This window comes from Bradyrhizobium sp. 141 (assembly GCF_023074055.1).
Classification (GTDB): Bacteria; Pseudomonadota; Alphaproteobacteria; order Rhizobiales; family Xanthobacteraceae; genus Bradyrhizobium.
Genome location: NZ_JADPKR010000078.1, coordinates 111,083 through 135,469, shown reverse-complemented (window position 1 = coordinate 135,469; position 24,387 = coordinate 111,083). Strand labels below are relative to the sequence as shown.

Genomic DNA, 24,387 nt, shown 5'->3' with positions numbered 1-24,387 from the left:
CATCAACTGGATGTTCACAACAGAAAAGGCCCGCGCCAAAATGGGACGCGCCTACCCAAACTCCTCCAAAGAGTCATAATCACTGTGCAGAAGTACTAGCGGGTTCGCGCTCACGTCCGTTGCTTTGGCAGTGCTGCCGTAGGGTGGGCAAAGCGCAGCGTGCCCACCACCTCATCTGTCGTGGAGAGAAAGGGTGGGCACGGCGCTTTGCGCCTTTGCCCACCCTACGACAACTGCGGCATTGGCAGGCGCGGCCTGATCTTGTTGTCCGGGCCGGTTTCGGCCAAAGATTGCAAGGGCGCGCCGGCCGGCGAACCCGGATCAATCTTCCCTCGTATCTCGTTCGGACCCGCATTCCAACCATCCAGCATCCCCGATGACCTCAGGCGAATCCTTCTATGGCGGCATTCCCGTCTTCCGCGGCTTCACCAGCCTGATGGACCCTGCGCTCTATGCGCAGCTGCCGGACGATTGGAGCATCGGCGTCGCCGACATCGTCGATTCCACCAAGGCGATCGCGGCCCAGCGCTACAAGGCGGTGAATATGGCCGGCGCCGCGGTGATCGCGGCGGTGACGAACGCATTGGAGGGACGCGAATTCCCCTTCGTGTTCGGCGGCGACGGCGCCAGCTTTGCGGTCGCGCCTCGCGATCTCGAACTGGCCCGCGACGCGCTGGCTGCAACCGCGACCTGGGTGCGGGAGGATCTCGATCTGAAGATGCGTGTCGCCCTGGTGCCGGTCAGCGCCATCCGCGCACAGGGCCTGGACGTGCGCGTCGCACGCTTCGGTCCCTCGGCGAACCTGTCCTATGCGATGTTCTCCGGCGGCGGCCTCGCCTGGGCCGACGCTGCGATGAAGCGCGGCGAGTTTGCCGTTCCCGAAGCGCCGGCGGGCACGCAGCCCGATCTGTCGGGCCTGTCCTGCCGCTTCGAGGTGATTCCGGCCTCACGTGGACTGATCCTGTCGGTGCTGGTGATGCCGGCACGTGACGTCGATCCGCATGCTTTTCGCAAGGTGATCGAGGACATCATCCACTTGGTCGAGCGCAGCCCGGATGGTGCGCGCCCGGTGCCGCCGCAGGGGCCGCCACTGAAGTGGCCGCCGCAGGGGCTGGACTTCGAGGCCCGCACCAAGCGCGGCGGTCCGCTGTTCGCGCGCCGCGCCAGCGTGCTGGCCTATACGCTGTTCGTTTATCTGATCATGCGCTTCGACCTTAACGTCGGCGGCTTCGTGCCGAACGTCTACAAACGTCAGGTGGTCGAGAACTCGGACTTCAGGAAGTATGATGACGGCCTTCGCATGATCCTCGACTGTACGCCGGAGGTCGAACGCGCCCTCAACGATCGACTGAAGGCGGGTGCGCGCGAGGGCATTGTGCGCTACGGCCTCTATCAGCAGGACGCCGCCATGATGACCTGCTTCACGCCCTCGGCGCTGCGTAGCGATCACGTCCACTTCATCGATGGCGCGCGGGGCGGCTATGCCTCGGCTGCGACCGCGCTGAAGGCGATGATGGCTTAACACTACTCTCGTGCCCCGGACGCAGCGCAGCACAATGTGATGCGCTGCTGAGCCGGGGCCTAGAATGTTGGAGAGGACGTCCTGTGCGACATGGGTCCCGGCTCTGCGCAGCGTCACTGCGTGCCGCAGCGCGTGCGGGACACGAAACCTGTTACCGCCCCGCGCGCGTCCAGGTCTCGCCGCCGCAGAGCGCGCCGACGCAGCCTTCGACCCGCAGCGAATCCGCTCCCGTCACGGTGACGCTGCTGGCATAGCTACTGCCATCGTCGGCATTGTAGATCTGGCCCGACCATTTGTTCTGACCTGACGGCTGCATGCCGCCGAACAGCGGCAGGCCGATCATCGGGCGCCTGGCGAGCGCGGGATTGGGATTCTTGCTGTCGCTGGCGGGCTGGCCGGTGGCGGTGTCGTAGGGTTCGCGCAGCCAGACGATGTGGCCACAGATGCCGTCGCCGCATTTGCTGATCTTCACGCGCGCATCGCCCGCCTGGGTCAGCCAGGTCCCGTCGGCGTTCTGCGCACGCGCGGCAGATGCGCCAAGCAGCGCGGCGAGGAGGACGATGAGAGCAGCGAATCTGGAAGTCATGGAGGGGGCCCCGAAAATGGAGCGCCTCCATAGCAGGCCGGCGCGATAGTGCAACGCTGGCTGGAATCACATTCCTGCGTTTATCTGTCTGCGCTTACCTGCCTGCGCTCATTTGCCCCAGCGTGCAAAGGCGACCGAGGCCGCAGTCGACAGGCCGAACACGACCATGGCACCGCCGACCAGCGCGAACAACGTCCAGGCCGGCGCCTGCGCCATCATCAGGCCGATGCCGCCGATCGCGACGATCAGAAGCCGCGCGGTGGAGGCCAGCACGGGCCCGCCGACGCGCGCCGCGCCTTGCGAGGAGAAATAAAGCGACACGCCTATGCCGAAGAACACGAAGGCCGGGCCGGCCCAATGGAAATAGCTGTGCGCAGCGGCGGAGACGCCCGCATCCCGCGTGAAGAGCGCGACCCACAGCGACGGATCGAGCGCAATGACGAGCCCGACCAGGCCGACCGTGAGTCCGGAGGCCGCAGCTGCAGTCCAGGCCACACGCCGCGCGCGCTTCACTTGTCCCGCGCCCATGGCCACGCCGACCATCGGCACCGAGGCGATGCCAAAGGCGAAGGTGATCGGGATCAGCAGAAATTCCAGCCGCGAGCCGATGCCGTAGCCGGCCAGCATCTCGGTACCGAAGGTCGCGAGGATTTTTGTGAAGACCAGAATGGTGAGCACGGTCTGCAGCGGCGACAAACAGGCCACCGCGCCGACTTTGAGAATGTCCAGGAACATCGCGCGCTCGAAATGGAAGGCGCGAAGGTCCAGCGGCAGCCGGCTGCGGCCGGACGCGAGATACCAGAGGAAGAAGATCGCGGCACAGGTGAACGCGATCAACTGGCCGCTCGCGACGCCCGGCATGCCGAATTGCGGCACTCCGAACAGGCCGAGCCCCAACGTGCCGCCGAGCGCGATCTGGAGGACGCTTGCGCCGATCAGCGTCATTGAGGGCAGGCGCATGTCGCCGGTGCCGCGGATCACCGAGGCCAGCGTGTTGACGAGCCAGATCGCGACCGCGCCGGAGAACAGCACCTGCGAATAGCCGCTGGCCTCCTCGAGCACCCGCCCGTGGCCGCCGAGCAGGGCGAAGAATGAGCGGCCGAAGACGAGCATCATCACCATGAAGAAAAGCCCGCCGCAGAAGCCGATGATGGCGGCATGCAGCGCCAGCGTCGCGGCGCGGTCCCGATCGCCTGCGCCGAGCGCGCGGCTGATCGCGGAGGAGACGCCGCCGCCCATCGCGCCCGCGCTCATCATCTGCGTCAGCATCGCGAACGGAAACACCAGCGCGATCGCCGCGAGCGGGATGGTGCCGAGCCTGCCGATATAGGAGGTCTCGGCGATCGCAACCAGCGTGCTGCCGATCATCGCGATCATGTTGGGGATCGCGAGCCGCAGCAGGGTCGGCAGGATCGGCGCCGTCAGCAGGCTCGCGATGGAGGAGGCGACCGGGGCACGCTGGGGCTCGGCGTCTAGGGTGGCGTCGATCGTCATGTGTCACCGGACGGAATTAGATGATGAACGACATGTTATAAGGCAGCCAAGCCCCCGCCGCAGCCCTCACGTCACGCAGGGGTCACCATGGCAGGCCGCATAGGTCGATGGTGCCCAAAGTCGGCGCCCGGACGATGTTGAAGACATAGGGCGCCATGTGGGTGAACCGGATCCGCCCCTCCGGCTGCTCGCAATAGACCTCGCCCTCGAACGGCAGCCAGCTCCGGGCCGCGTAGAACGCGGTGTTGTGCGGCTCGCAGAACAGCAATGCGAACCGGACCGCCTCGTTGGCCTGCATGGTGTGCACGGCTGCGTCGATCGCCATGGTCGCGTAGCCGCGGCCGCGCCGGTCCTCACGGGTGCAGACCCCGCCGATGCCCCCGATATGCGTCTTCTGTCCGTTCCAGGTGACGGTGCGGAAGTAGATGCCGACATGGCAGACCAGGCCGTCCTCGGGCGTCTCGATCAGCACGCGCAGATCGGCATTAGCCCATTTGATGTGAGCCCAGGGCTTGCCGGCGACCATATGCGGTCCCCAAACGGCCTGATGCAGCGGCTCCGCGATCGGCCACGAGGCATCGCCGTTCAGGATGTCAATCTCGACGCTCATTGCTCCGTCTCTCTCGCATCTTCGGTTCGCGGTGCATTCGTTCTGTCATAACCGCTTCAAAGGCAATGATATTTTGCGGCGATCGGCCAACCCTGGGTGATCGTCCGCCGCCTGCGCCGATTTTTGCACTCGTGCCAAGCGGTCGCATCACGCGTTTTCGCAAATTGACGGTATTTAACGGCCCTGGAACCTTCTATAAGAGTCCCCGTTAAGCCAGTTCCCCATCAGTCGCGGACAACATCCCATGACCTTTACGCTGCCCCCACTCCCTTACGCCTATGACGCCCTCGGCCAGTTCATGTCGAAGGAGACGCTGGAATTCCACCACGACAAGCATCATCAGGCCTACGTCACCAACGGCAACAACGCGCTCAAAGGGACCGAATGGGAAGGCAAGTCCCTTGAAGAGATCGTCAAGGGCTCATTCGGCAAGAACCCCGCGGTGTTCAACAATGCCGGCCAGCACTACAACCACATCCACTTCTGGAGCTGGATGAAGCCCAATGGCGGCGGCACCAAGCTGCCGGGCAAGATAGAGAAGAAGATCAACGAGGACCTCGGCGGCTTCGATAAGTTCAAGACCGACTTCCAGGCGGCCGGCGTTGGTCAGTTCGGCTCCGGCTGGTGCTGGCTCCAGGTCAAGAACGGCAAGCTCGAGATCTCCAAGACCCCGAACGGCGAGAATCCGCTGGTGCATGGCGCCACCCCGATCCTCGGCTGCGACGTCTGGGAGCACTCCTACTACATCGACTATCGCAACCGCCGCCCGGACTATCTCAAGGCGTTCGTCGAGAACCTCGTGAACTGGGAATACGTCGAGTCCTTGTTCGAGAAGGCCTGAGTTCTCACCCCGTCATTCCGGGATGGTGCGACAGCACCAGACCCGGAATCTCGAGATTCCGGGGTTTGCGCTTCGCGCGCCCCGGAATGACAACAACGGCGGTCGCTCACGCGGCCGCCTTTTTGCTGTGCGGAATTGCCCTGCGCGGCGCGCGCATCGGTCTGTGATCACACCGTTTGCATCACCTCGGCGGCGCCCTTAATCAGAACGGGCATCACCCTTGAGCCGCTCCACAGCCGTTGTCAGAACCTTCACCGAAAACCCCGGCGCCTGCCGAGGACGCGGAGTCCGAGCCGCGGCCGGGGCGCGTCCGCAAGCCGATCGGCTGGTCGACGATCATCATCGCAGTCCTGGTGGCGGTGAGCGCGGCGCTGGTCTGGCGGCGTGACGGCACCGACGGCGTTCTCGACATCCTGACCCACGATCTCTCGCTGTTCTCAGGCATCCTGCCGCGCGTGCTGGCCGGCTGTCTGCTCGGGGCTTTCATCTCGGAAATCCTGCCGCACGAAAAGGTCTCGCGCTCGCTCGGGCCGAAATCCGGGCTGATGGGTCTACTGATCGGCACCGCCTTCGGCGCGATCCTGCCCGGCGGTCCCTTTACCGCTTATCCCGTGGCGAGCGCGCTGCTCGCCGTCGGTGCCGATTTCGGCGCCACCATTGCCATGGTCGTGAGCTGGACCCTGATTGGCTATGGCCGGGCGGTGGCCTGGGAGATCCCGATCATGGGCACCGATTTCACACTGTGGCGGATCCTCATCTCGCTGCCCCTGCCGGTGCTCGCAGGCGCCCTCGGCCGCTTCGTCTATGTCCGGCTCTATCCCAAGCCCGAGCGGAAGGGTGACGAGACGTGAGTGCGGCGCTTCTGATCGACATCCTGCTGTGGGGCTCGGTCTTCGGCGTCGGCCTGATCGCCTTCCGCCGTGGCCCGCCCGTGTTCAAGGCCTCGCTGCGCGAAGGCTCAATGGATTTCATCAATATCGTGCCGCGGATCGCGCTCGGCGTGATCGGCTCCGGCTACATCGCCGCCATCATCCCGCAAGAGGTGATCACGGGCTGGCTCGGACCGGACAGCGGCTGGCTCGGGATTGCGACCGCCGTGGTCGCCGGCGCGGCGACGCCCGGCGGGCCGGTGATCGGCTTCTCCATCGGGACCGTGGCGCTGAAGTCGGGCGGCGGGGTGCCCCAGGTGGTCGCCTATGTCGTCGCCTGGGCCCTGTTTGCGTTCCAGCGGGTGATCCTGTGGGAGATCCCGTTCATGCCGGCCCGGTTCGTCTGGTTCCGTTGCGCCGCATCGGTGCCATTCCCCTTCGTGGCAGCCGGCATCGCGATGGTGATCGGCAAGCCCTGACCCGGCGTGGACAGGGGTAATGTTATAATATAACGTCTCCGGCATGGTTCCCGCCGCGTCCCACGCCCATCAGCACGACCATGCTCATGGCCATTCCCAAGGTCACTCCCATGACCACGGACATTCGCATGGGCACGACCACACCCACGCCCATGTCCACGATGCGGCCTCGCCACATCCCGCCCAGGCGGCGCCCTGGTCGATCCTGCGCATGACCATGGCCGGCCGCCTCGCGGCCGCGCTCGCCGTGTGTGCCGTGCTCTGGGGCGTTGTCTTCCTGGCGATGAGGTGACCGTGGCACAGCTTGCATTCCACAACGTCACGCTCGGTTACGACCGGCACCCGGCCGTGCACCATCTCAACGGCGAGGTCGCACGAGGCGCGCTGGTCGCCGTGATCGGTCCGAATGGCGCCGGCAAGTCAACGCTGCTGCGCGGCATCGTCGGCATCCTCAAGCCGCTCGACGGCAGCATCCATCTCGGCGGCCTCGACAGCAGGGATATCGCCTATCTGCCGCAGAGCGCGGAGATCGACCGCAGCTTTCCGATCTCGGTGTTCGATTTCGTCGGCACCGGCTTGTGGCGCGACGCCGGCCTGTTCGGCGGCATCGGCAAGGCCGCCCGAGGGAAGATCTTGCGCGCGATCGCGTCCGTTGGCCTCAATGGTTTCGAGAACCGCCCGATCGGCACGCTCTCGGGCGGCCAGATGCAGCGCGTGCTGTTCGCGCGCGTGCTGCTGCAGGATGCTGCGCTCATCGTGCTCGACGAGCCCTTCAACGCCATCGACAGCAAGACCACGACCGATCTGCTCGCGCTCGTGAAGCAGTGGCAAGGAGAGGGCCGCACCGTGCTCGCCGCGCTGCACGACATGGAGATGGTGCGCAACCATTTCAGCCAGACGCTGGTGCTGGCGCGTGGCCCCGTGGCATGGGGACCGACGGCGGAGGTGTTGACGCCGGAGAACCTGCTGGTCGCGATGCGGATGTGCGAGGCTTTTGACGACAGTGCCACGGCCTGCGCCGAGGACGGACGCTCGCGGGCGGCGTGATCACAGATGGTCTATGACGCGCTGATCGGCCCGTTCACCGAATTCGAGTTCATGCGGCGGGCGCTTGCCGCCGTGATTGCGCTGTCGCTGGCCGGCGCGCCGATTGGCGTGTTCCTGATGCTGCGGCGGATGAGCCTCGTCGGCGACGCCATGGCGCATGCGATCCTGCCCGGCGCGGCGGTCGGCTTCCTGCTCTCCGGCCTCAATCTGTTTGCGATGACGGCGGGCGGCCTGATCGCTGGCTTTACCGTTGCGATTCTTGCCGGCGTGGTCGCGCGCTCGACAGGGCTGAAGGAGGACGCTTCGCTCGCGACCTTCTATCTGGCCTCGCTGGCGCTCGGCGTCACCATTGTCTCGATCAAGGGCACCAATATCGATTTGCTGCACGTTCTGTTCGGCAACATCCTCGCGATGGACGACCAGACCCTGCTGGTGGTCGCTTTCAATGCCACCGTGACGCTGCTGGTGCTTGCCGTGATCTACCGTCCCCTGGTGATCGAGAGCGTCGATCCCTTGTTCTTGCGCACTGTGAGTCGCGCCGGGGGACCCGCGCATCTCGCCTTCCTTGCACTCGTCGTGATCAACCTCGTCAACGGCTTTCAGGCACTCGGCACGCTGCTTGCGGTCGGCCTCATGATCCTGCCGGCTGGTATCGCGCGGTTCTGGTCGCGCGATCTCACCGTCATGATCTGCATCGCTGTCGTTGCTGCTGCGGTCTCGGGCTATGCGGGCCTCGTGCTGTCGTTCCAGACCCGCGTGCCGTCAGGTCCCGCGGTCGTTCTCGTGGCGACGGTGCTCTACATCGTCTCCGTCCTGTTCGGCCGCGTCGGCGGTATCGTCAGGCAACTGTTTCCCGGCCGGCATCTGGAAGCGTGACAATGCGGATCACCCTGCTTTGTGCGCTGTTGCTGATGGCCTCGCCGCTCCAAGCCGCGGAGCGGCTCAACGTCGTTGCGAGCTTCTCGATCCTCGGCGACTTCGTCCGCAACGTCGGGGGGGATCGGGTCAACGTTACGACGCTGGTCGGTGCCGATGGCGACGTCCACGTCTACACGGCGGCGCCGGCCGATGCGAGGCGCGTCGCTGAGGCGAAGCTCGTCATTGTCAATGGGCTTGGGCTGGAGGGCTGGCTGCCGCGTCTCGTGCAGTCTTCCGGCAGCAAGGCGCAGGTCGTCACCGCAAGCGCGGGCATCGTGCCGCTGAAGCTCGGCCCGGCCGCAGATCCTCACGCCTGGCAGTCCGTCCCCAACGCCAAGGTCTACGTGACCGACATCGCCAATGCGTTGGCCGCGGCCGCCCCGGATGACGCGGACCTCTTCCGGGCTCAGGCAAAGGCCTATCTGGAAAAGCTCGAAACGCTCGATCGTGAGGTCCGGGAGGCCATCGCCAAAATCCCACCGGAGCGGCGCAAGGTGATCTCGACCCATGACGCCTTCGGCTATTTTTCAGCGGAATACGGTATCCAGTTCATCGCCCCCCTGGGCGTCTCCACCGAAACCGAGCCGAGTGCGCGCGACATCGCTGTTATCATCGGCCAGATCAAGGCTCAAAAAATCCCGGCCGTGTTCCTGGAGAATATCAGCGACGACCGCCTGATCCGGCGGATCGCGGCGGAGACCGGCGCAAAGCTCGGCGGGACCCTGATTTCGGACGGTTTAACGGGCGAAAAGGGGCCCGCACCCACTTACATTGACATGGTCAGGCACAATATAAAGGCCCTGACCAGCGCGCTTGACCACTAGGGCAGGGGCCACCCCGCCTCGCGTCGCGCGAACAAGCCTGATGTCGGAGTTCTTATGTCTGAAGCGACCTCCTCCAAAATTCCCGTGACCGTCCTGACCGGCTATCTCGGTGCCGGCAAGACCACGCTTTTGAACCGTATCCTGTCGGAGAACCACGGCAAGAAATACGCCGTCATCGTCAACGAGTTCGGCGAGATCGGCATCGACAACGACCTCATCATCGGCGCCGATGAGGAAGTGTTCGAGATGAATAACGGCTGCATCTGCTGTACCGTGCGCGGCGACCTCGTCCGCATCATGGACGGCCTGATGAAGCGCAAGGGCAAGTTCGACGCCATCATCGTCGAGACCACCGGCCTTGCCGATCCCGCGCCTGTCGCCCAGACCTTCTTCGTCGACGAGGACGTGCAGAAGAACGCCCGCCTCGATGCGGTCGTGACGGTCGCCGACGCCAAGTGGTTGTCCGACCGGCTCAAGGATGCGCCCGAGGCCAAGAACCAGATCGCCTTTGCCGACGTCATCGTGCTGAACAAGACCGATCTCGTCAGCAAGGGCGAGCTTGCCGAGGTCGAGGCCCGCATCCGGGGCATCAACCCCTATGCGAAACTGCACCGCACCGAGCGCTGCTCGGTGGCCCTGGCCGACGTGCTCGACCGCGGCGCGTTCGACCTCGACCGCATCCTCGACATCGAGCCTGACTTCCTGGAGGCTGACGATCATGACCACGACCATGATCATCACCACCATGGCCACGACCATCATCACCATGATCACGGCCATGGCCTGAAGCACTATCACGACGAGGACATGCAATCGCTGTCGCTCAAGACCGACAAGCCGCTCGATCCGAACGTGTTCATGCCCTGGCTCCAGAACCTGGTGCAGGTGGAGGGCGGCAAGATCCTGCGCTCCAAGGGCATCCTCGCCTTCCACGACGATGACGACCGCTACGTCTTCCAGGGCGTCCACATGATGCTGGAGGGCAACCACCAGCGGAAGTGGAAGGAGGGCGAGCCGCGCGAGAGCCGCCTCGTCTTCATCGGCCGCGAATTGCCGGAAGAGGCGATCCGCAAAGGTTTCGAGAGCTGCATCGTCTCGTGATGAAAGAGTTTACGCCGGCTCCCGATTCCGCCTCGATCGTCTCCGTCACCGACCGCGTCAAGCCTGTTACGCTGGGCATGGCCGTGACCTCGGTGCACTTCCTTGGTCCTCGCGCCGCCTTCGTCGGCGGCGAGGAGAATGTCGCGTTCGTCGACGCCAAGGGCGAGATCACCACGGTCGCCGTGCACAGTGGCGGCATTCTCTCGACTGCCTGCGACGGCAAGCGCCTTGTCATGGGCGGCGACGACGGCAAGGTCGTCTCGCTCGACGCCAAGGGCGAGGTGACCCTGCTCGCCACCGATCCGAAGCGGCGCTGGATCGACGCGGTGGCGCTGCATGCCGACGGCGCCTTCGCCTGGTCGGCCGGCAAGATTGCGACCGTCAAGAGCGGCAAGACCGAAGAGAAGTCGCTGGAGGTGCCCACGACCGTCGGCGGGCTTGCGTTTGCGCCGAAGGGCCTGCGGCTTGCGATCACGCATTACAACGGCGCGACGCTGTGGTTTCCGAACATGGAAGGATCAGCGGAATTCCTGCCCTGGGCCGGCTCGCATCATGCGGTCACCTTCAGCCCGGACAACAAGTTTCTCGTCACTGCGATGCACGAGCCGGCGCTGCACGGCTGGCGGCTCGCCGACAACAGGCACATGCGCATGACCGGCTATCCCGGCCGCGTCCGCTCGATGTCCTGGAGCGCGGGCGGCAAGGGACTGGCGACCTCGGGTGCCGACACTGTCATCATATGGCCGTTCGGCAGCAAGGATGGCCCGATGGGCAAGGAGCCCGCGATGCTCGCGCCGCTGCAGGCGCGCGTGGCGGCGGTCGCCTGCCATCCGAAGAACGACATTCTGGCCTGCGGCTACAGCGACGGCACCGTTCTGATGGTGCGTCTGGAAGACGGCGCGGAGATACTGGTCCGCCGCAATGGCACCCCGCCGGTGGCCGCGATCGCCTGGAACGCCAAGGGCACGCTGCTGGCGTTTGCGGACGAAAATGGGGATGGCGGGCTGCTGGAGCTTTAATCTGTCATCGTTTGGGCCGTAGGGTGGGCAAAGGCCCCCTTGCGCCGTGCCCACGATCTTTTTGCTTTGACGGGAGCCGTAGGCACGCTTCGCTTTGCCCACCCTACGGCAGCTCACATTCATGCGATTTCTGACGACCTTCCAGCTTGCTGACTTCGCGGACACGCTGATCAGCCTGACCACGGCCTTTGTGCTGGGCACGCTGATCGGCGCCGAGCGGCAATATCGCCAGCGCACCGCGGGCCTGCGCACCAATGTGCTGGTCGCGGTCGGCGCCGCCGCTTTCGTCGATCTCGCCATGCAGCTGGACGGTGCCGATGGCGCGGTGCGGGTGATTGCCTATGTCGTCTCCGGCATCGGCTTCCTCGGCGCCGGCGTCATCATGAAGCAGGGCATGGACGTGCGTGGGCTCAACACCGCAGCGACGCTATGGGCCTCGGCCGCGGTCGGCTCCTGCGCCGGCGCCGACATGATCGCGCAGGCGGCCGCGCTGACCGTGTTCGTCATCGCCGGCAACACCATGCTGCGTCCGCTGGTCAACGCCATCAACCGCATCCCACTGAACGAGAAGGCGCTGGAGGCGACCTATTATTTCAAGCTCGCGGTTGCCGCCGACGCCTTGCCCGACATGCGTGACCGTCTCGTCGAGAAGCTCGAGGGCGCAAACTATCCGGTAGCCGATATCGACGTGGTCGAGACCGGCGACGATCTGATCGAGATTGTCGCAAAGCTGGTTGCGTCCGCGGTTGATCCGAATGAGCTGAACGCGGTGGCGACGGATCTCCAGCACCTGCCCGGCGTGCGCCATGCCACTTGGGAAGTCAGCACGACGGATTGAGCGCGGCGGTTTGGTTCGGTTCCCGCCTTGCCGGCCACGGAACCGCAACTGGCCCAATTCGTTGATCCCGCGGACAAAGGCGGTGATCGACATGCCCGGCCAATATGACAAGCGCAGACTGAAACGCGACCTGATGATCGCCTGTTCGCTGTTCGCAGCAGGCGTCGTGGTGTCCGGAATGTCGCTGGCGCAAATCCGAGCCCAGAGCCGGATGGAACTGGCGCAGGCAACGCCGCCGCTCCAGGGCACGCCGTCCGACGATCAGGGCAAGACGCCCGCGGAATCCAAGCCCGGCGGCGACCGGCCGACCACGCCGGCGCCCGAGCCAGCAAGGCCCGATTCCCAGACGCAGGGCGCGGCGACCAAGCCTGCGCTGCCGCCGGCGCCGGCCGAGAAGATCGCGCCGCCGATCGAGAAGAAGTAGCGAGCTTTTAGTTGCAGCGTCATGGCCGGGCTTGTCCCGGCCATCCACGTTCTTGGAGCTGCAGAAAACAGAGTTCGTGGATGCCCGGGCCTTCGCCTCGCCGAAGCGGCTTCGGCCGCGCAGGCGGGACAAGCCCGGGCATGACGGCTCAGCTCACCGCACCAGGATGTTCTTGAACTGCCACGGATCAGACGTGTCGATGTCTTCCGGAAACAGGCCGGGACGATCCGTCAGAGGCGTCCAGTCGGTATAAAAGCCCTTCACCGGGCCGAGATAGGGTAGCTGGATTTCCAGGAGACGATCGAAATCCATCTCGTCGGCTTCGACGATGCCTTCGTTCGGGTTCTCCAGCGCCCACACCATGCCGCCGAGCACGGCGGAGGTCACTTGCAGGCCGGTGGCGTTCTGGTAGGGGGCGAGCTTGCGGGTCTCCTCGATGGAGAGCTGCGAGCCGTACCAATAGGCATTGTTGTCGTGGCCGAACAGCAGCACGCCGAGCTCGTCGATGCCGTCGACGATCTCGTTCTCATCGAGGATGTGGTGCTTTTCCTGCATCTTGGCGGCGCGGCCGAACATTTCATGCAGCGACAGCACGGCATCGTCGGCCGGATGATAGGCGTAGTGGCAGGTCGGCCGATAGACCGCCGTACCCGCTGCGTCACGCACCGTGAAATAGTCGGCGATCGAGATCGACTCGTTGTGGGTGACGAGGAAGCCATATTGCGCGCCGCGGGTCGGGCACCAGGTGCGCACGCGCGTGTTGGCGCCGGGCTGCATCAGATAGATGGCGGCGCCGCAGCCGGCCTCGTGGGTCCGCGCATTCTCGGGCATCCATTTTTCGTGAGTGCCCCAGCCGAGCTCGGACGGCTGCACGCCTTCCGACAGGAAGCCTTCCACCGACCAGGTGTTGACGAAGACATCCGGCTCCTTCGGCTTCTTGGAGCGCTGGGTGTCGCGTTCGGCGATGTGGATGCCCTTGATGCCAGCTTGCCGCATCAGGTCGGCCCATTCGGCCTTGGTCTTCGGCTTGGGCGCATTGAGCTTCAGATCAGCGGCAACATTCAGCAGCGCCTGCTTGACGAAAAAGGAGACCATGCCGGGATTGGCGCCGCAACAGGAGACGGCCGTCGTCGAGCCCGCTTGGCGCGCCCGCTTGGCGGCCAGCGTCGCTTCGCGAAGCGCGTAGTTGGAGCGCGCTTCCGGACCCTTCGAGGAATCGAAATAGAAGCCGAGCCAGGGCTCGTTGACGGTGTCGATGTAGAGCGCACCGAGCTCGTTGCAGAGCTCCATGATGTCGGTGGAGCCGGTATCAACCGAGAGATTGACGCAAAAACCCTGGCCGCCGCCTTCGGTGAGCAGCGGGGTCAGCAACTCCCGATAATTGTCTTTGGTCACGGCCTTCTGGACGAAGCGGACATTGTGCTTCTCGCAATGCGCCTTGCGGCCCTCGTCCTTGGGATCGATCACGGTGACGCGCGACTTGTCGTAATCGAGATGCCGCTCGATCAGGGGCAACGTGCCTTTGCCGATGGAGCCGAAGCCGACCATGACGATGGGACCGGTGATCTTCGCGTAGATCTGCGAGGCGGGACTCATGGGATGGTTTCTCCGAAACGTTCTGGCGGACAAAGGGTGAGGGGGTGGATCAGGCGCTGCGGCGCTTGGCGGTGGCTTCGATCTCGACCTTCATCTCGGGCTTGTAGAGCGCCGAGACGACGAGAAGCGTTGCGGCCGGGCGGATGTCGCCGAGGACTTCGCCGCAGACGGCGAAATGCGCGTCTGCATCTTTGATGTCGGCGAGGTAGTAGGTCACGCGGACGATGTCGGCCATCTCGAAACCGCCCTCCTTCAGGGCAGCTTCGATGGTCTTGAAGCAGTTGCGTGACTGGCTCGTGACATCGGCCGGCATCGTCATCGTGGCGTAGTCATAGCCCGTGGTTCCCGCGACGAAGGCGAACTCGCCGTCGATCACGGCACGGCTGTAGCCGGCGGTCTTCTCGAACGGGGAGCCCGTAGAAATCAGGCGACGGGACATGGCTTGGGCCTCGACTGAAGGGGATGTTTCGCGGGGGTTAAAGGGCGTTTCCGGGCCTCACGCAACCCCAAAGGACAGAGATACGCGCAGGCGCAGCCGGGCGTTGCCGCTTTACGCGGCTTCGGTCGTCGCCGTCATGGCAAGACCTTAGGCCGCGTGCGCATGGAGGGCGCGAACTACCCTCCGTTTGGATAGGGGCGTGCCGGTCGGGACGATCATCCCCTCGGCTCCACAAAGCGCACCCGCCTGGAATTCGATCGCCAGCAGGCGGTCGCGTTCGAACGGGCCGGGCAGCGACAGCGCGCCGGTCTTCTCGCCCGAGAAGCCGAAGCGGGCGTAATAGGGGGCATCGCCGAGCAGGATCACGGCGCCATGCCCGCGCGCCCGGGCGGCGGCCAGCGCTTGATTCATCAGCGCGGCGCCGATCCCGAGCTCGCGGCAGGCAGGGTCGACCGCCAGCGGTCCGAGGACCAGAGCGGGCCTGCCTCCGGCGCTGACGTGCCACAGCCGCACGGTTCCCACGAGCTTGCCCTCGCGCACCGCCGACAGGGCCAGGCCTGTGGCGGGTGCACGTCCGTCGCGCAGGCGCTGGCAGGTGCGGCCATGGCGGTTCTCGCCAAAGCAGGCATCGAGCAGCGCTTCACGCGTTGCGACGTCGGCAGCACGTTCCGCACGGATCACGAACGGAGCGGCTTTCGAGGTGAGGGCAATCTGTGGCTTCCGAAAAGCAGTCATGGCGCGTCAGTCCCCGCTTGAACGGGCGTGCGAGCGGCACGCCAGTTCAAGACGTCGTCAGAAATCGAGATGTGAGGGAGGAGCCGGCAAGCCGGCTCCCGGGTTCGTCAGACCTCAGAACGAGAGGCGGATCAGATGTGGTACGTCCGCAGCGGCGGGATGCCGTTGAACGCCACCGCCGAGTAGGTCGACGTATAGGCTCCGGTGCCTTCGATCAGCAGCTTGTCGCCGATCTCGAGCGTGACGGGAAGCGGATACGGGCTCTTCTCGTACAGCACGTCGGCGCTGTCGCAGGTCGGACCTGCGAGCACGCACGGCGTCATGTCCGCCCCGTCATGCGGGGTGCGGATGGCGTAGCGGATCGACTCGTCCATGGTCTCGGCGAGACCGCCGAACTTGCCGATGTCCAGGTACACCCAGCGCACCTCGTCCTCGTCGCTCTTCTTCGAGATGAGCACGACCTCGGATTCGATAATGCCGGCGTTGCCCACCATGCCGCGACCCGGCTCGATGATGGTCTCCGGAATCTGGTTGCCGAAGTGCTTGCGCAGCGCGCGGAAGATCGAGCGGCCGTAGGTCACCACCGGCGGCACGTCCTTCAGGTACTTGGTCGGGAAGCCGCCGCCCATGTTGACCATGGACAGGTTGATGCCGCGCTCGGCGCAGTCACGGAACACCTGCGAGGCCATCGCCAGCGCGCGGTCCCACGCCTTCACCTTGCGCTGCTGCGAGCCGACATGGAACGAGATGCCGCACGGCTCCAGGCCCAGGCGCTTGGCAACGTCGAGCACCTCGACGGCCATTTCCGGGTCACAGCCGAACTTGCGCGACAGCGGCCACTCGGCGCCGGCGCAGTCATAGAGGATGCGGCAGAACACCTTCGCGCCGGGGGCGGCACGGGCGATCTTCTCGACCTCGGCGGAGCAATCGACGGCGAAAAGCCGGATGCCGAGCGCGAAGGCGCGCGCGATGTCGCGCTCCTTCTTGATCGTGTTGCCGAAGGAGATGCGGTCGGGCGTCGCACCCGCGGCCAGCGCCATCTCGATCTCGGCGACCGTCGCGGTGTCGAAGCAGGAGCCCATGGACGCGAGCAGCGCCAGCACTTCCGGCGCGGGGTTCGCCTTCACGGCGTAGAACACGCGGCTGTCGGGCAGCGCCTTGGCGAAGGTCTGGTAATTGTCGCGCACGACCTCGAGGTCGACGACGAGGCACGGCTCGGTGTCGAGGCCATCCTTGCGGCGGTTGCGCAGGAATTCCTGGATACGTTCGGTCATAGCACTCTCCAAAGCGGCCCCAGCGACGGAGCTCGTTCAAAGCGGTTCTCGGACGAGGGTGCTTCGCCGCTGCCGCACGATGGAGACGCGACAGGGCTAAAACCCTAGACCGAATTGTGCTGCCGTGGATTGGTTGGGAGAGTTTCCCGCCCGCACACCTGGCAATGAAGGACAAGCCTTTTCAGTAGCCCGCGCCGGCGTTGGACTGCCGGTAGAGACCAAAAAAGCCCGATCCGTCGTTGCTTTAAGTCGCGTCCCCCGTTGAGAGCGGGGTGCGCCGGTTCGCCTCCGGCTGCCAGTCACGGTTGCAAAAAGTGAAGTCACCTTCGACAAGGCATCTCTTGAGAGAGATGCTGGACGCTCCGGGTTTGCTTTCGTCTTCCGGCTATGAGCCTTCCGACTTCCACACTTCCGAAGAGCCCCTCGGCTTCTTCACCCCTTGGCGGCTGTCCGGCCTCTTGTCCGGATACCTACCGACTGACACACGACCACAGGCACGTGCGAAATTGGGCAAGTCCGCACATAAGCGTTTTGACTCTGGTTCGCAAGAATTTTTTTAGGCTGCGGACAGAATTGCCTAACATCTGCTTGCGCAGTGTTGCGCGAGCGACGCGGAAGATGAACGCGCGTTAAGTTTTCTGCGCGCGCGTGTCTCTCGCGCGCGAGGACGCGTCAGCGGCGCTTCGTGAAAGGCTCGACGCGCTGAGCTGCGCGGATGAAGGCGGTCATCACGAGCACGCCGAGTGTGAACAGCACGGCCTGAAGGATGTGCGTGCCCTGATCGCCGAGCCCGAACAGGATCGCGAGCGCCCAGCCGCCGGCAAAGGCCGCGCCGAACACTTCGGCGCCGATCAGGATGGCGGCGCTGATGACGGTGATGACGCTTGGCCAGGCGATCTGACGGGAAGACGAGGAAGGCGCGTTCATGAGCTCAGGGGTCCGTGGTCCATCAAGGGCCGCAATCTCTCCGAAAAGGCGGCCGGGAGCAAGGCCAAATGGCCCAAAAAAGCCCCATCGCGTGCTATAGCTGGCCGCAACAATCGACCCATGAAAATCGGGACTTGCGATGTCAGAACCCCGCCAAACTACGGACTCCGAGACCAATCCGCTGCTGAAGGCCTGGGTGACGCCGTTTGCGACCCCGCCCTTCGACGAGATCAAGCCGGAGCACTTCCTCCCGGCGTTCGAGCAGGCCTTCGCCGATCACTCCGCCGAGATCGCTGCGATCACCAACGATCCGGCCGCGCCCGACTTCGCCAACACCATCACGGCGCTGGAGCGCTCGGGCAAGCTGCTGAGCAAGGTCGCGGCGGTCTTCTACGACCTCGTCTCGGCGCATTCCAACCCGGCCATCCTGGAGATCGACAAGGAGGTCTCCTTGCGGATGGCGCGGCACTGGAATCCGATCATGATGAACGCCGTGCTGTTTGGTCGCATCGCCCAGCTGCACGAGAACCGCGCCGATCTCGGTCTCACACCCGAGCAGCTCCGCCTCCTGGAGCGCACCTATACCCGCTTCCACCGCGCCGGCGCAGGCCTCTCCGAGGAGGCCAAGACGCGGATGGCCGAGATCAACGAGCAGCTGGCCCAGCTCGGCACCGGCTTCAGCCATCATCTGCTCGGCGACGAGCAGGACTGGTTCATGGAGCTTGGCGAGGCCGATCGCCAGGGCCTGCCGGAGAGCTTCGTCGCCAGCGCCAAGGCTGCGGCGGAGGAGCGCGGCATGGAAGGCAAGGCCATCGTCACGCTGTCGCGCTCCTCGGTCGAACAGTTCCTGAAGAGCTCTGCCCGGCGCGACCTGCGCGAGAAGGTCTACAAGGCTTTCATCGCGCGGGGCGACAACGGCAATGCCAACGACAACAACGGAACCATCGTCGAGATCCTGAAGCTGCGCGAAGAGAGCGCGAACCTCCTCGGCTATCCGACCTACGCCGCCTACCGGCTCGAGGATTCGATGGCCAGGACGCCGGACGCGGTGCGGGGTCTGCTGGAGCGGGTCTGGAAGCCGGCGCGCGCCCGGGCGCTCGCCGACCGCGACGAGATGCAGGCGCTGATCACGGAGGAGGGCGGCAATTTCCAGCTCGCTCCCTGGGACTGGCGCTTCTACGCCGAGAAGCTGCGCCTGCAGCGCGCCAATTTCGACGACGCGGCGATCAAGCCGTATCTTTCGCTCGACCACATGATCGAAGCCGCCTTCGACTGCGCCACGCGCCTGTTCGGGATCACCTTTGAGGAGCGCAAGGACGTTCCGGTCTGGCACCCCGACGTTCGGGTCTGGGAGGTCAAGGGCCCCGACGGCAAGCACAAGGCGCTGTTCTATGGCGACTACTTCGCCCGGCCGTCGAAGCGCTCCGGCGCCTGGATGACCTCGTTGCGCGACCAGCAGAAGCTCGACGGCGACGTCGCGCCGCTCGTCCTCAATATCTGCAATTTCGCCAAGGGAGCCGGCGGCGAGCCCTCGCTGCTGTCGCCCGACGATGCCCGCACCCTGTTCCACGAGTTCGGCCACGGCCTGCACGGCATGCTCTCCAACGTGACCTATCCGTCGCTGTCGGGCACCTCCGTATTCACCGACTTCGTCGAGCTGCCGTCGCAGCTCTATGAGCACTGGCAGGAGCGGCCCGAGGTGCTGCAGAAGTTCGCCCGTCACTACCAGACCGGCGAGCCGCTGCCGGACGAGCTGTTGCAGCGGTTCCTTGCCGCGCGAAGGTTCAACCAGGGCTTTGCGACGGTCGAGTTCGTCTCCTCGGCCCTGGTCGACCTCGAATTCCACACCCAGCCGGCCGTCGCCGCGCAGGATGTCCGTGCCTTCGAAAAGAAGGAGCTGGAGAAGATCGGCATGCCCGAGGAGATCGCGCTGCGTCACCGCCCGACGCAGTTCGGTCACATCTTCACCGGCGACCATTATGCCGCCGGCTATTATAGCTACATGTGGTCGGAGGTGATGGACGCCGACGCCTTCGGCGCCTTCGAGGAGGCCGGCGATATCTTCGATCCTGCCGTGGCAAAGCGCCTGCACGACGATATCTACTCGAGCGGCGGATCGGTCGATCCGGAAGCGGCCTACGAGGCCTTCCGCGGCCGGCCGCCCGAGCCGGACGCGCTGCTGCGCCGCCGCGGTCTGCTCGACGCTCCGAAGGCGGCCTGATGGGCATGCGCGCCCTGCTCGGACTCCTGCTCGCCCTGGGCCTCACACTCGCGGCGGGCACGGCGCGCGCGCATCCGCATGTCTGGATCACCGCGACCAGCGAATTGCTCTACGCGGCCGACGGCACCATCACCGGCGTCCGCCACGCCTGGACCTTTGACGACATGTTCTCGGCCTATGCGGTGCAGGGGCTCGAGAGCAAGACCAAGGGCGCCTTTACGCGCGAGGAGCTCGGGCCGCTGGCGCAGACCAATGTCGAGTCGCTGAAGGAATATGCCTATTTCACCTTTGCGCGAGCCGACGGCAAGAAGGAGCGATTCCAGGAGCCGGTCGACTATTTCCTCGACTACAAGGATACGGCGCTGACCCTGCACTTCACGCTGCCGCTGAAGAACCCGGTCAAGCCCAAGCAGCTGGTGCTCGAAGTGTTCGACCGTTCCTTCTTCATCGACTTCCAGATGGCCAAGGAGAGTCCGGTGAAGCTGGTGGGCGCGCCCGCCGGCTGCCAGATGAAGCTCGACCGGCCGAGCGACGGCTCCGCCAGTGCGCAGAAGCTCAACGAGCAGACCTTCCTGAACGGCGAGAACTCGAATTTCGGCATGATGTTCGCCAACAAGATCACGGTGGATTGCCCTTGATCGGTCGTCTTCATTCCCCGCTCGCCCGCGGGCTTCTTGCCTGCGCCGCTCTTATCGTCGTGCTCGGCGTCGCGGATGGCGCGCTTCACGATCTCCTCGCGCAAAACCCCTTTGGCGCGCCGCGCCCGGCGCAGGCGGCCGAACCTGAAGCACGCGGTCTCATCGGCTGGCTCCTGGCAAAACAGTCGGAATTCTATCGCCAGATGTCGGTGACCATCCGCGCCGCGAAATCCGATGGCTCGGCGGTATGGACGCTGCTGTTCATCTCGTTTGCCTACGGCATTTTCCACGCCGCCGGCCCCGGCCATGGCAAGGCGGTGATCGCCTCCTATCTCGTCGCCAACCGCGAGACCGCGCGGCGCGGTATTGCGCTGTCCTTTGCCTCGGCGCTGATGCAGTCGCTAGTGGCGATCCTGATCGTCGGCATTTCGGCCTGGGTCCTGAATGCGACCGCCAAGACCATGTGCAAGGCGGAAGGCGCGATCGAGATCGCGAGTTACGCCTTGATCGCGCTGTTCGGGCTGCGCCTCGTCTGGGTCAAGGGCCGCACGTTCATCCGCGCGCTGCAGGCGGCCCAGCCGGTGCCGGCAATCGCCGGCATGCCGCATGACCACCATGATCACGGCCATCACCATCATCATGATGCGCATGAACATCATGGCCACGATGATGGTCATGATCATCATCACCACGACCATGGTCACGCGCATCACCACCACGCCCACGGTCACGTCCACGACGAGCATTGCGGCCATTCCCACGGCCCCACGCCGAGCGAGCTCGCCGGTCCCGGCGGCTGGCGGCGTGGCTTTGCCGCGATCCTGACCGTCGGCATCCGCCCCTGTTCGGGCGCGATCCTCGTGCTGGTGTTCGCGCTCGCCCAGGGCCTGTTCTGGGCCGGTATTGCCGCCACCTTCCTGATGGGGCTCGGCACCGCGATCACGGTCGCGGCCATCGCGGTCGTCGCCGTCTCCGCCAAGGACATCGCCGCCCGTCTCAGCGCCGGGCGCGATGGCGGCGGTGCGCTGTTCATGCGCGGCATTGAGTTCGCGGCCGCGGGCGTCGTGCTGCTGTTCGGCGCAGGTCTGTTATTCGGCTACATCGCCGCCGAACGAACGACCTGTTTTTAGCCGAGCTCTCGTGCCCCGGACGCGGCGCGTCTCGATTCCGAACAGTCACCCTGAGGTGCTCGCCTTGCCACGCAAGGCGAGCCTCGAAGGGCGACGGCCCGTCTGCATCCGGGCCGTTCATCCTTCGAGGCTCCCCATGGGACGCGTTGCGTCCCATGTCTCGCACCTCAGGATGACGGGTCGAAGAGATGCGTGCCGCCTCACACCGGCAGAAACCGCTTCAACGCCGGCATGAAGAAGATCCCGAGATTGATCGCAAAGCCGACGGTCCAGAGGATCGAGCGCAGCGTCGGGCGGTTGCCGAGATAGGTCAGCACATAGGCGATCCGGACGATCAGGAACAGTGCCGCGAGCTCGTCGATCAGCCGCTGCGGCGAATCCCTGTATTCGGCGAGCAGCACCGCGAAGGCAAAGAACGGAAAGGTCTCGATGCCGTTCTGGTGCGCGCCGAGCGCGCGCTGCGAGAGCGCGTCCTCGTAGAAGGCAGGGTCGCGCGGCCGGGAATTGTCGAAGCGGCGAAACCTGATCCATTTGACCGAGGCGATCGTAGACAGATAGAGCAGCAGCGCTCCAAAGACGCACCATTCCGCGAGTGTCATGAACCCCTCCCGCCTGGGTGCGACCCTAGCGATGCCGGGCTCACCTTGACAAGTTCGGACCAACGCGCGACCCACAGAGCCATGACCAGTGTCGTCCCCATCGAGGCCGCGAGACCGGCCGCCCAATCCGCCTTGCCGCGCGTTGGCGTGCTCCTGATCAATCTCGGAACACCGGATACGGCCGATGCGCCGGGCGTGCGGGTCTATCTCAAGGAATTTCTTTCGGACGCCCGCGTCATCGAGGACCAGGGCCTGGTCTGGAAAGCCGTGTTGAACGGGATCATCCTGCGCAGCCGTCCCCGTACCAAGGCGCTGGACTACCAGAAGATCTGGAACACCGAGAAGAACGAATCGCCGCTGAAGACCATCACGCGGTCGCAAGCCGCGAAGCTCGCCGCCGCCCTTTCCGACAGAGGCCACGTCGTGGTGGACTGGGCGATGCGCTACGGCAATCCCTCGATCAAGTCGGGCATCGACGCGCTGATCGCGAAAGGCTGTGAGCGCATCCTGGCGGTCCCGCTCTATCCGCAATATTCCGCCTCGACGTCGGCGACCGTCTGCGACGAAGTGTTCCGCGTGCTCGCCCGTTTGCGCAACCAACCGACGCTGCGGGTGACGCCGCCTTATTACGAGGACGCGGCCTATGTCGAGGCGCTTGCCGTCTCGATCGAGACGCATCTGGCAACGCTGTCCTTCAAGCCTGAGCTGATCGTGGCGTCCTTCCACGGCATGCCGAAATCCTATGTCGACAAGGGCGATCCCTATCAGCAGCACTGCATCGCCACCACCGAGGCGCTGCGTCGCCGGCTCGGCATGGACGAGACAAGACTGCTGCTGACCTTCCAGTCGCGCTTCGGCAATGACGAGTGGCTCCAGCCCTACACCGACAAGACCATGGAGCGGCTTGCGAAGGAAGGCGTGCGCCGCATCGCGGTGGTGACGCCGGGCTTTGCCGCCGACTGCCTCGAGACGCTGGAGGAGATCGCGCAGGAGAATGCGGAGATCTTCAAGCACAATGGCGGTGAGCAGTTTTCCGCGATCCCCTGCCTCAACGACAGCGAGCCGGGCATGGACGTGATCCGCACCCTGGTGCTGCGCGAGCTTCAGGGCTGGATCTGATGAGCGCCCCATGAACCGCCGCAGGTGCCTGGCGCTTCTTGGGATGATCGCGGCGCTGCCGGTCCCGGCACTGGCGCAGCAGCCGAACGCGACGCGGCGGCTCGGCGTGCTCTCGGTCACGGCTGCCGATGATGCGATCGGGCAGACGCGCAGCATGGTCCTGGTCGAGGCGCTTGCCGGCCACGGCTGGAAGGAGCGCGACAACCTCAAGATCGACTGGCGCAGCGGTGGCGGCGACCGCGCCCGCATCGCGCAGCTCGCCGACGAGTTGATCGCGCTCAAGCCCGACATCCTGCTCGCGGTCGGCACGCCTTCGGTCGAGGAGTTGCGCCGGCGCACGACGGCGATCCCGATCGTGTTCGCCGTCGTCACCGATCCCGTCAGCCAGGGCTTTGTCGAAAACCTCGCGCACCCCGGCGGCAACATCACCGGCTTCACCGATTACGACGGTCCACTGGCCGGCAAATGGCTGGAGATGCTGACGCAGGTGACGCCGCCCGTTCGCCGCGTCTTCGTCGTCTACAATCCCGAGACCGCGCCGTTCGCGCCCCTGATGCTGCGCACGGTCGAGGACGCCGCGCGGACGCTTCACGTGGCCGTCGAGCCTGCGCCGGTGAACGACGCCGGCTCGATCGCGGCGCTGGCTACGCGCAAGGACGGCGGCTTCCTGGTTCTGCCTGATTTCTTCACCATGGCCAATCGCACGCAGCTGCTGGCGACGATCGCCGAGGCTCGCTTGCCCGCGGTGTTCTGGAGCCGCACCTTCGTCGAGGAGGGTGGGCTGATGGCTTACAGCACCGACAGCGCCGAGCAGCTGCGCCGCGCCGCGGACTATATCGATCGCATCCTGAAGGGCGCGCGGCCAGCCGACCTTCCAGTGCAGAACCCCACCAAGTTCGAGCTGACGATCAACCTGAAGACGACCGAGGCGCTTGGCGTCACGCTACCCGCGGGCTTGCTCGCAATCGCGAACGATGTCATCGAATGAAGCCGTCCGCAGCGGACCGCATGGCTGGATGCGTTGATACCTATCGCTAGGTATTGCACCGGTACCGACGTTACTTGCGACCGCTGAACCGGTAGGGTTGCGATCCCGACCAATGTCAGCGCGGGAAAGGCCTTTCCCGGCTTCTTTCC

Annotated in this window: 26 protein-coding genes; 17 read left to right on the top strand and 9 right to left on the bottom strand. The window is 65.1% G+C overall.

Annotation, left to right across the window (positions count from 1 at the left end):
- Positions 1–376: 376 nt before the first annotated feature.
- Complete coding sequence (locus IVA81_RS20825; protein ID WP_247321388.1) at positions 377–1,522, top strand: DUF3095 domain-containing protein; 1,146 nt, start codon at positions 377–379, stop codon at positions 1,520–1,522.
- A gap of 151 nt (positions 1,523–1,673) precedes the next feature.
- On the opposite strand, the gene IVA81_RS20820 is transcribed toward IVA81_RS20825, so the two are convergent.
- The 3 genes from IVA81_RS20820 to IVA81_RS20810 form a co-directional block, all read right to left on the bottom strand.
- Positions 1,674–2,108, bottom strand: coding sequence for a DUF2147 domain-containing protein (locus IVA81_RS20820; RefSeq protein WP_247321386.1), 435 nt, complete (start codon positions 2,106–2,108; stop codon positions 1,674–1,676).
- A 108-nt stretch (positions 2,109–2,216) separates the two neighbouring features.
- Positions 2,217–3,602, bottom strand: a complete 1,386-nt coding sequence (locus IVA81_RS20815; RefSeq protein ID WP_247321384.1) for an MATE family efflux transporter — start codon at positions 3,600–3,602, stop codon at positions 2,217–2,219.
- A gap of 82 nt (positions 3,603–3,684) precedes the next feature.
- The gene (locus IVA81_RS20810) at positions 3,685–4,212 is read right to left on the bottom strand and encodes a GNAT family N-acetyltransferase (RefSeq protein ID WP_247321382.1); all 528 of its coding nucleotides are present in this window, start codon (positions 4,210–4,212) and stop codon (positions 3,685–3,687) included.
- 244 nt (positions 4,213–4,456) lie between these two features.
- On the opposite strand from IVA81_RS20810, the gene IVA81_RS20805 reads away from it, so the two are divergent.
- The 11 genes from IVA81_RS20805 to IVA81_RS20755 all read left to right on the top strand — a co-directional run bounded on the left by IVA81_RS20805 (position 4,457) and on the right by IVA81_RS20755 (position 12,572).
- Entirely contained in the window at positions 4,457–5,053 is a 597-nt protein-coding gene (locus IVA81_RS20805) for a superoxide dismutase (RefSeq protein ID WP_247321380.1), read from the top strand.
- A 239-nt stretch (positions 5,054–5,292) separates the two neighbouring features.
- Complete coding sequence (locus IVA81_RS20800; RefSeq protein ID WP_247321377.1) at positions 5,293–5,904, top strand: permease; 612 nt, start codon at positions 5,293–5,295, stop codon at positions 5,902–5,904.
- Positions 5,901–6,401: a hypothetical protein gene (locus IVA81_RS20795; RefSeq protein WP_247321375.1), complete on the top strand. Its 501-nt coding sequence runs from the start codon at positions 5,901–5,903 to the stop codon at positions 6,399–6,401. Before IVA81_RS20800 ends, IVA81_RS20795 begins: the two co-directional genes overlap by 4 nt.
- A gap of 43 nt (positions 6,402–6,444) precedes the next feature.
- Positions 6,445–6,693 carry a hypothetical protein gene (locus tag IVA81_RS20790; protein ID WP_247321373.1) on the top strand — a complete coding sequence of 83 codons (249 nt, stop codon included), beginning with the start codon at positions 6,445–6,447 and terminating at the stop codon, positions 6,691–6,693.
- Between the two features lie 2 nt (positions 6,694–6,695).
- A complete protein-coding gene (locus IVA81_RS20785; RefSeq protein ID WP_247321371.1) occupies positions 6,696–7,448 on the top strand; it encodes an ABC transporter ATP-binding protein in 753 nt (250 codons plus the stop codon).
- A gap of 6 nt (positions 7,449–7,454) precedes the next feature.
- Positions 7,455–8,324, top strand: coding sequence for a metal ABC transporter permease (locus IVA81_RS20780; protein WP_247321369.1), 870 nt, complete (start codon positions 7,455–7,457; stop codon positions 8,322–8,324).
- A gap of 2 nt (positions 8,325–8,326) precedes the next feature.
- Positions 8,327–9,190, top strand: a complete 864-nt coding sequence (locus tag IVA81_RS20775; RefSeq protein ID WP_247321367.1) for a zinc ABC transporter substrate-binding protein — start codon at positions 8,327–8,329, stop codon at positions 9,188–9,190.
- A 54-nt stretch (positions 9,191–9,244) separates the two neighbouring features.
- A complete protein-coding gene (locus tag IVA81_RS20770) occupies positions 9,245–10,291 on the top strand; it encodes a GTP-binding protein (RefSeq protein WP_247321365.1) in 1,047 nt (348 codons plus the stop codon).
- Positions 10,291–11,310 (top strand): WD40 repeat domain-containing protein, encoded by a 1,020-nt coding sequence (locus IVA81_RS20765; RefSeq protein WP_247321362.1) that lies wholly within the window; start codon positions 10,291–10,293, stop codon positions 11,308–11,310. Before IVA81_RS20770 ends, IVA81_RS20765 begins: the two co-directional genes overlap by 1 nt.
- Positions 11,311–11,431: 121 nt before the next feature.
- The gene (locus tag IVA81_RS20760; protein WP_247321360.1) at positions 11,432–12,148 is read left to right on the top strand and encodes an MgtC/SapB family protein; all 717 of its coding nucleotides are present in this window, start codon (positions 11,432–11,434) and stop codon (positions 12,146–12,148) included.
- 91 nt (positions 12,149–12,239) lie between these two features.
- Positions 12,240–12,572 (top strand): hypothetical protein, encoded by a 333-nt coding sequence (locus IVA81_RS20755; protein ID WP_247321397.1) that lies wholly within the window; start codon positions 12,240–12,242, stop codon positions 12,570–12,572.
- Positions 12,573–12,725: 153 nt separating this feature from the next.
- Here the strand turns inward: IVA81_RS20755 and IVA81_RS20750 are convergent, their stop codons facing one another.
- The 5 genes from IVA81_RS20750 to IVA81_RS20730 all read right to left on the bottom strand — a co-directional run bounded on the left by IVA81_RS20750 (position 12,726) and on the right by IVA81_RS20730 (position 17,543).
- Complete coding sequence (locus IVA81_RS20750) at positions 12,726–14,168, bottom strand: homospermidine synthase (RefSeq protein WP_247321358.1); 1,443 nt, start codon at positions 14,166–14,168, stop codon at positions 12,726–12,728.
- 49 nt (positions 14,169–14,217) lie between these two features.
- Complete coding sequence (locus IVA81_RS20745) at positions 14,218–14,607, bottom strand: RidA family protein (RefSeq protein ID WP_247321356.1); 390 nt, start codon at positions 14,605–14,607, stop codon at positions 14,218–14,220.
- 147 nt (positions 14,608–14,754) lie between these two features.
- Entirely contained in the window at positions 14,755–15,342 is a 588-nt protein-coding gene (locus IVA81_RS20740; protein ID WP_247321354.1) for an N-acetyltransferase, read from the bottom strand.
- Between the two features lie 131 nt (positions 15,343–15,473).
- Positions 15,474–16,616: a type III PLP-dependent enzyme gene (locus IVA81_RS20735; RefSeq protein WP_247321351.1), complete on the bottom strand. Its 1,143-nt coding sequence runs from the start codon at positions 16,614–16,616 to the stop codon at positions 15,474–15,476.
- 672 nt (positions 16,617–17,288) lie between these two features.
- The gene (locus IVA81_RS20730; RefSeq protein ID WP_247321349.1) at positions 17,289–17,543 is read right to left on the bottom strand and encodes a hypothetical protein; all 255 of its coding nucleotides are present in this window, start codon (positions 17,541–17,543) and stop codon (positions 17,289–17,291) included.
- A 139-nt stretch (positions 17,544–17,682) separates the two neighbouring features.
- Between IVA81_RS20730 and IVA81_RS20725 the strand changes: the two genes are divergently transcribed.
- Genes IVA81_RS20725 through IVA81_RS20715 form a run of 3 tightly spaced genes read left to right on the top strand, consistent with a single transcriptional unit; the run spans position 17,683 to position 21,532 of the window.
- Positions 17,683–19,764 (top strand): M3 family metallopeptidase, encoded by a 2,082-nt coding sequence (locus IVA81_RS20725; RefSeq protein WP_247321347.1) that lies wholly within the window; start codon positions 17,683–17,685, stop codon positions 19,762–19,764.
- Positions 19,764–20,402 (top strand): DUF1007 family protein, encoded by a 639-nt coding sequence (locus IVA81_RS20720; protein ID WP_247321345.1) that lies wholly within the window; start codon positions 19,764–19,766, stop codon positions 20,400–20,402. The genes IVA81_RS20725 and IVA81_RS20720 overlap by 1 nt, the downstream gene beginning before the upstream one ends.
- Positions 20,393–21,532 (top strand): nickel/cobalt transporter, encoded by a 1,140-nt coding sequence (locus IVA81_RS20715; protein ID WP_247321343.1) that lies wholly within the window; start codon positions 20,393–20,395, stop codon positions 21,530–21,532. The genes IVA81_RS20720 and IVA81_RS20715 overlap by 10 nt, the downstream gene beginning before the upstream one ends.
- Before the next feature lie 200 nt (positions 21,533–21,732).
- On the opposite strand, the gene IVA81_RS20710 is transcribed toward IVA81_RS20715, so the two are convergent.
- Positions 21,733–22,131, bottom strand: coding sequence for an MAPEG family protein (locus tag IVA81_RS20710; RefSeq protein ID WP_246931184.1), 399 nt, complete (start codon positions 22,129–22,131; stop codon positions 21,733–21,735).
- An 81-nt stretch (positions 22,132–22,212) separates the two neighbouring features.
- On the opposite strand from IVA81_RS20710, the gene hemH reads away from it, so the two are divergent.
- Complete coding sequence (gene hemH / locus IVA81_RS20705) at positions 22,213–23,250, top strand: ferrochelatase (protein WP_247321341.1); 1,038 nt, start codon at positions 22,213–22,215, stop codon at positions 23,248–23,250.
- A gap of 10 nt (positions 23,251–23,260) precedes the next feature.
- Positions 23,261–24,238 carry an ABC transporter substrate-binding protein gene (locus IVA81_RS20700; RefSeq protein ID WP_247321339.1) on the top strand — a complete coding sequence of 326 codons (978 nt, stop codon included), beginning with the start codon at positions 23,261–23,263 and terminating at the stop codon, positions 24,236–24,238.
- Positions 24,239–24,387 lie beyond the last annotated feature (149 nt).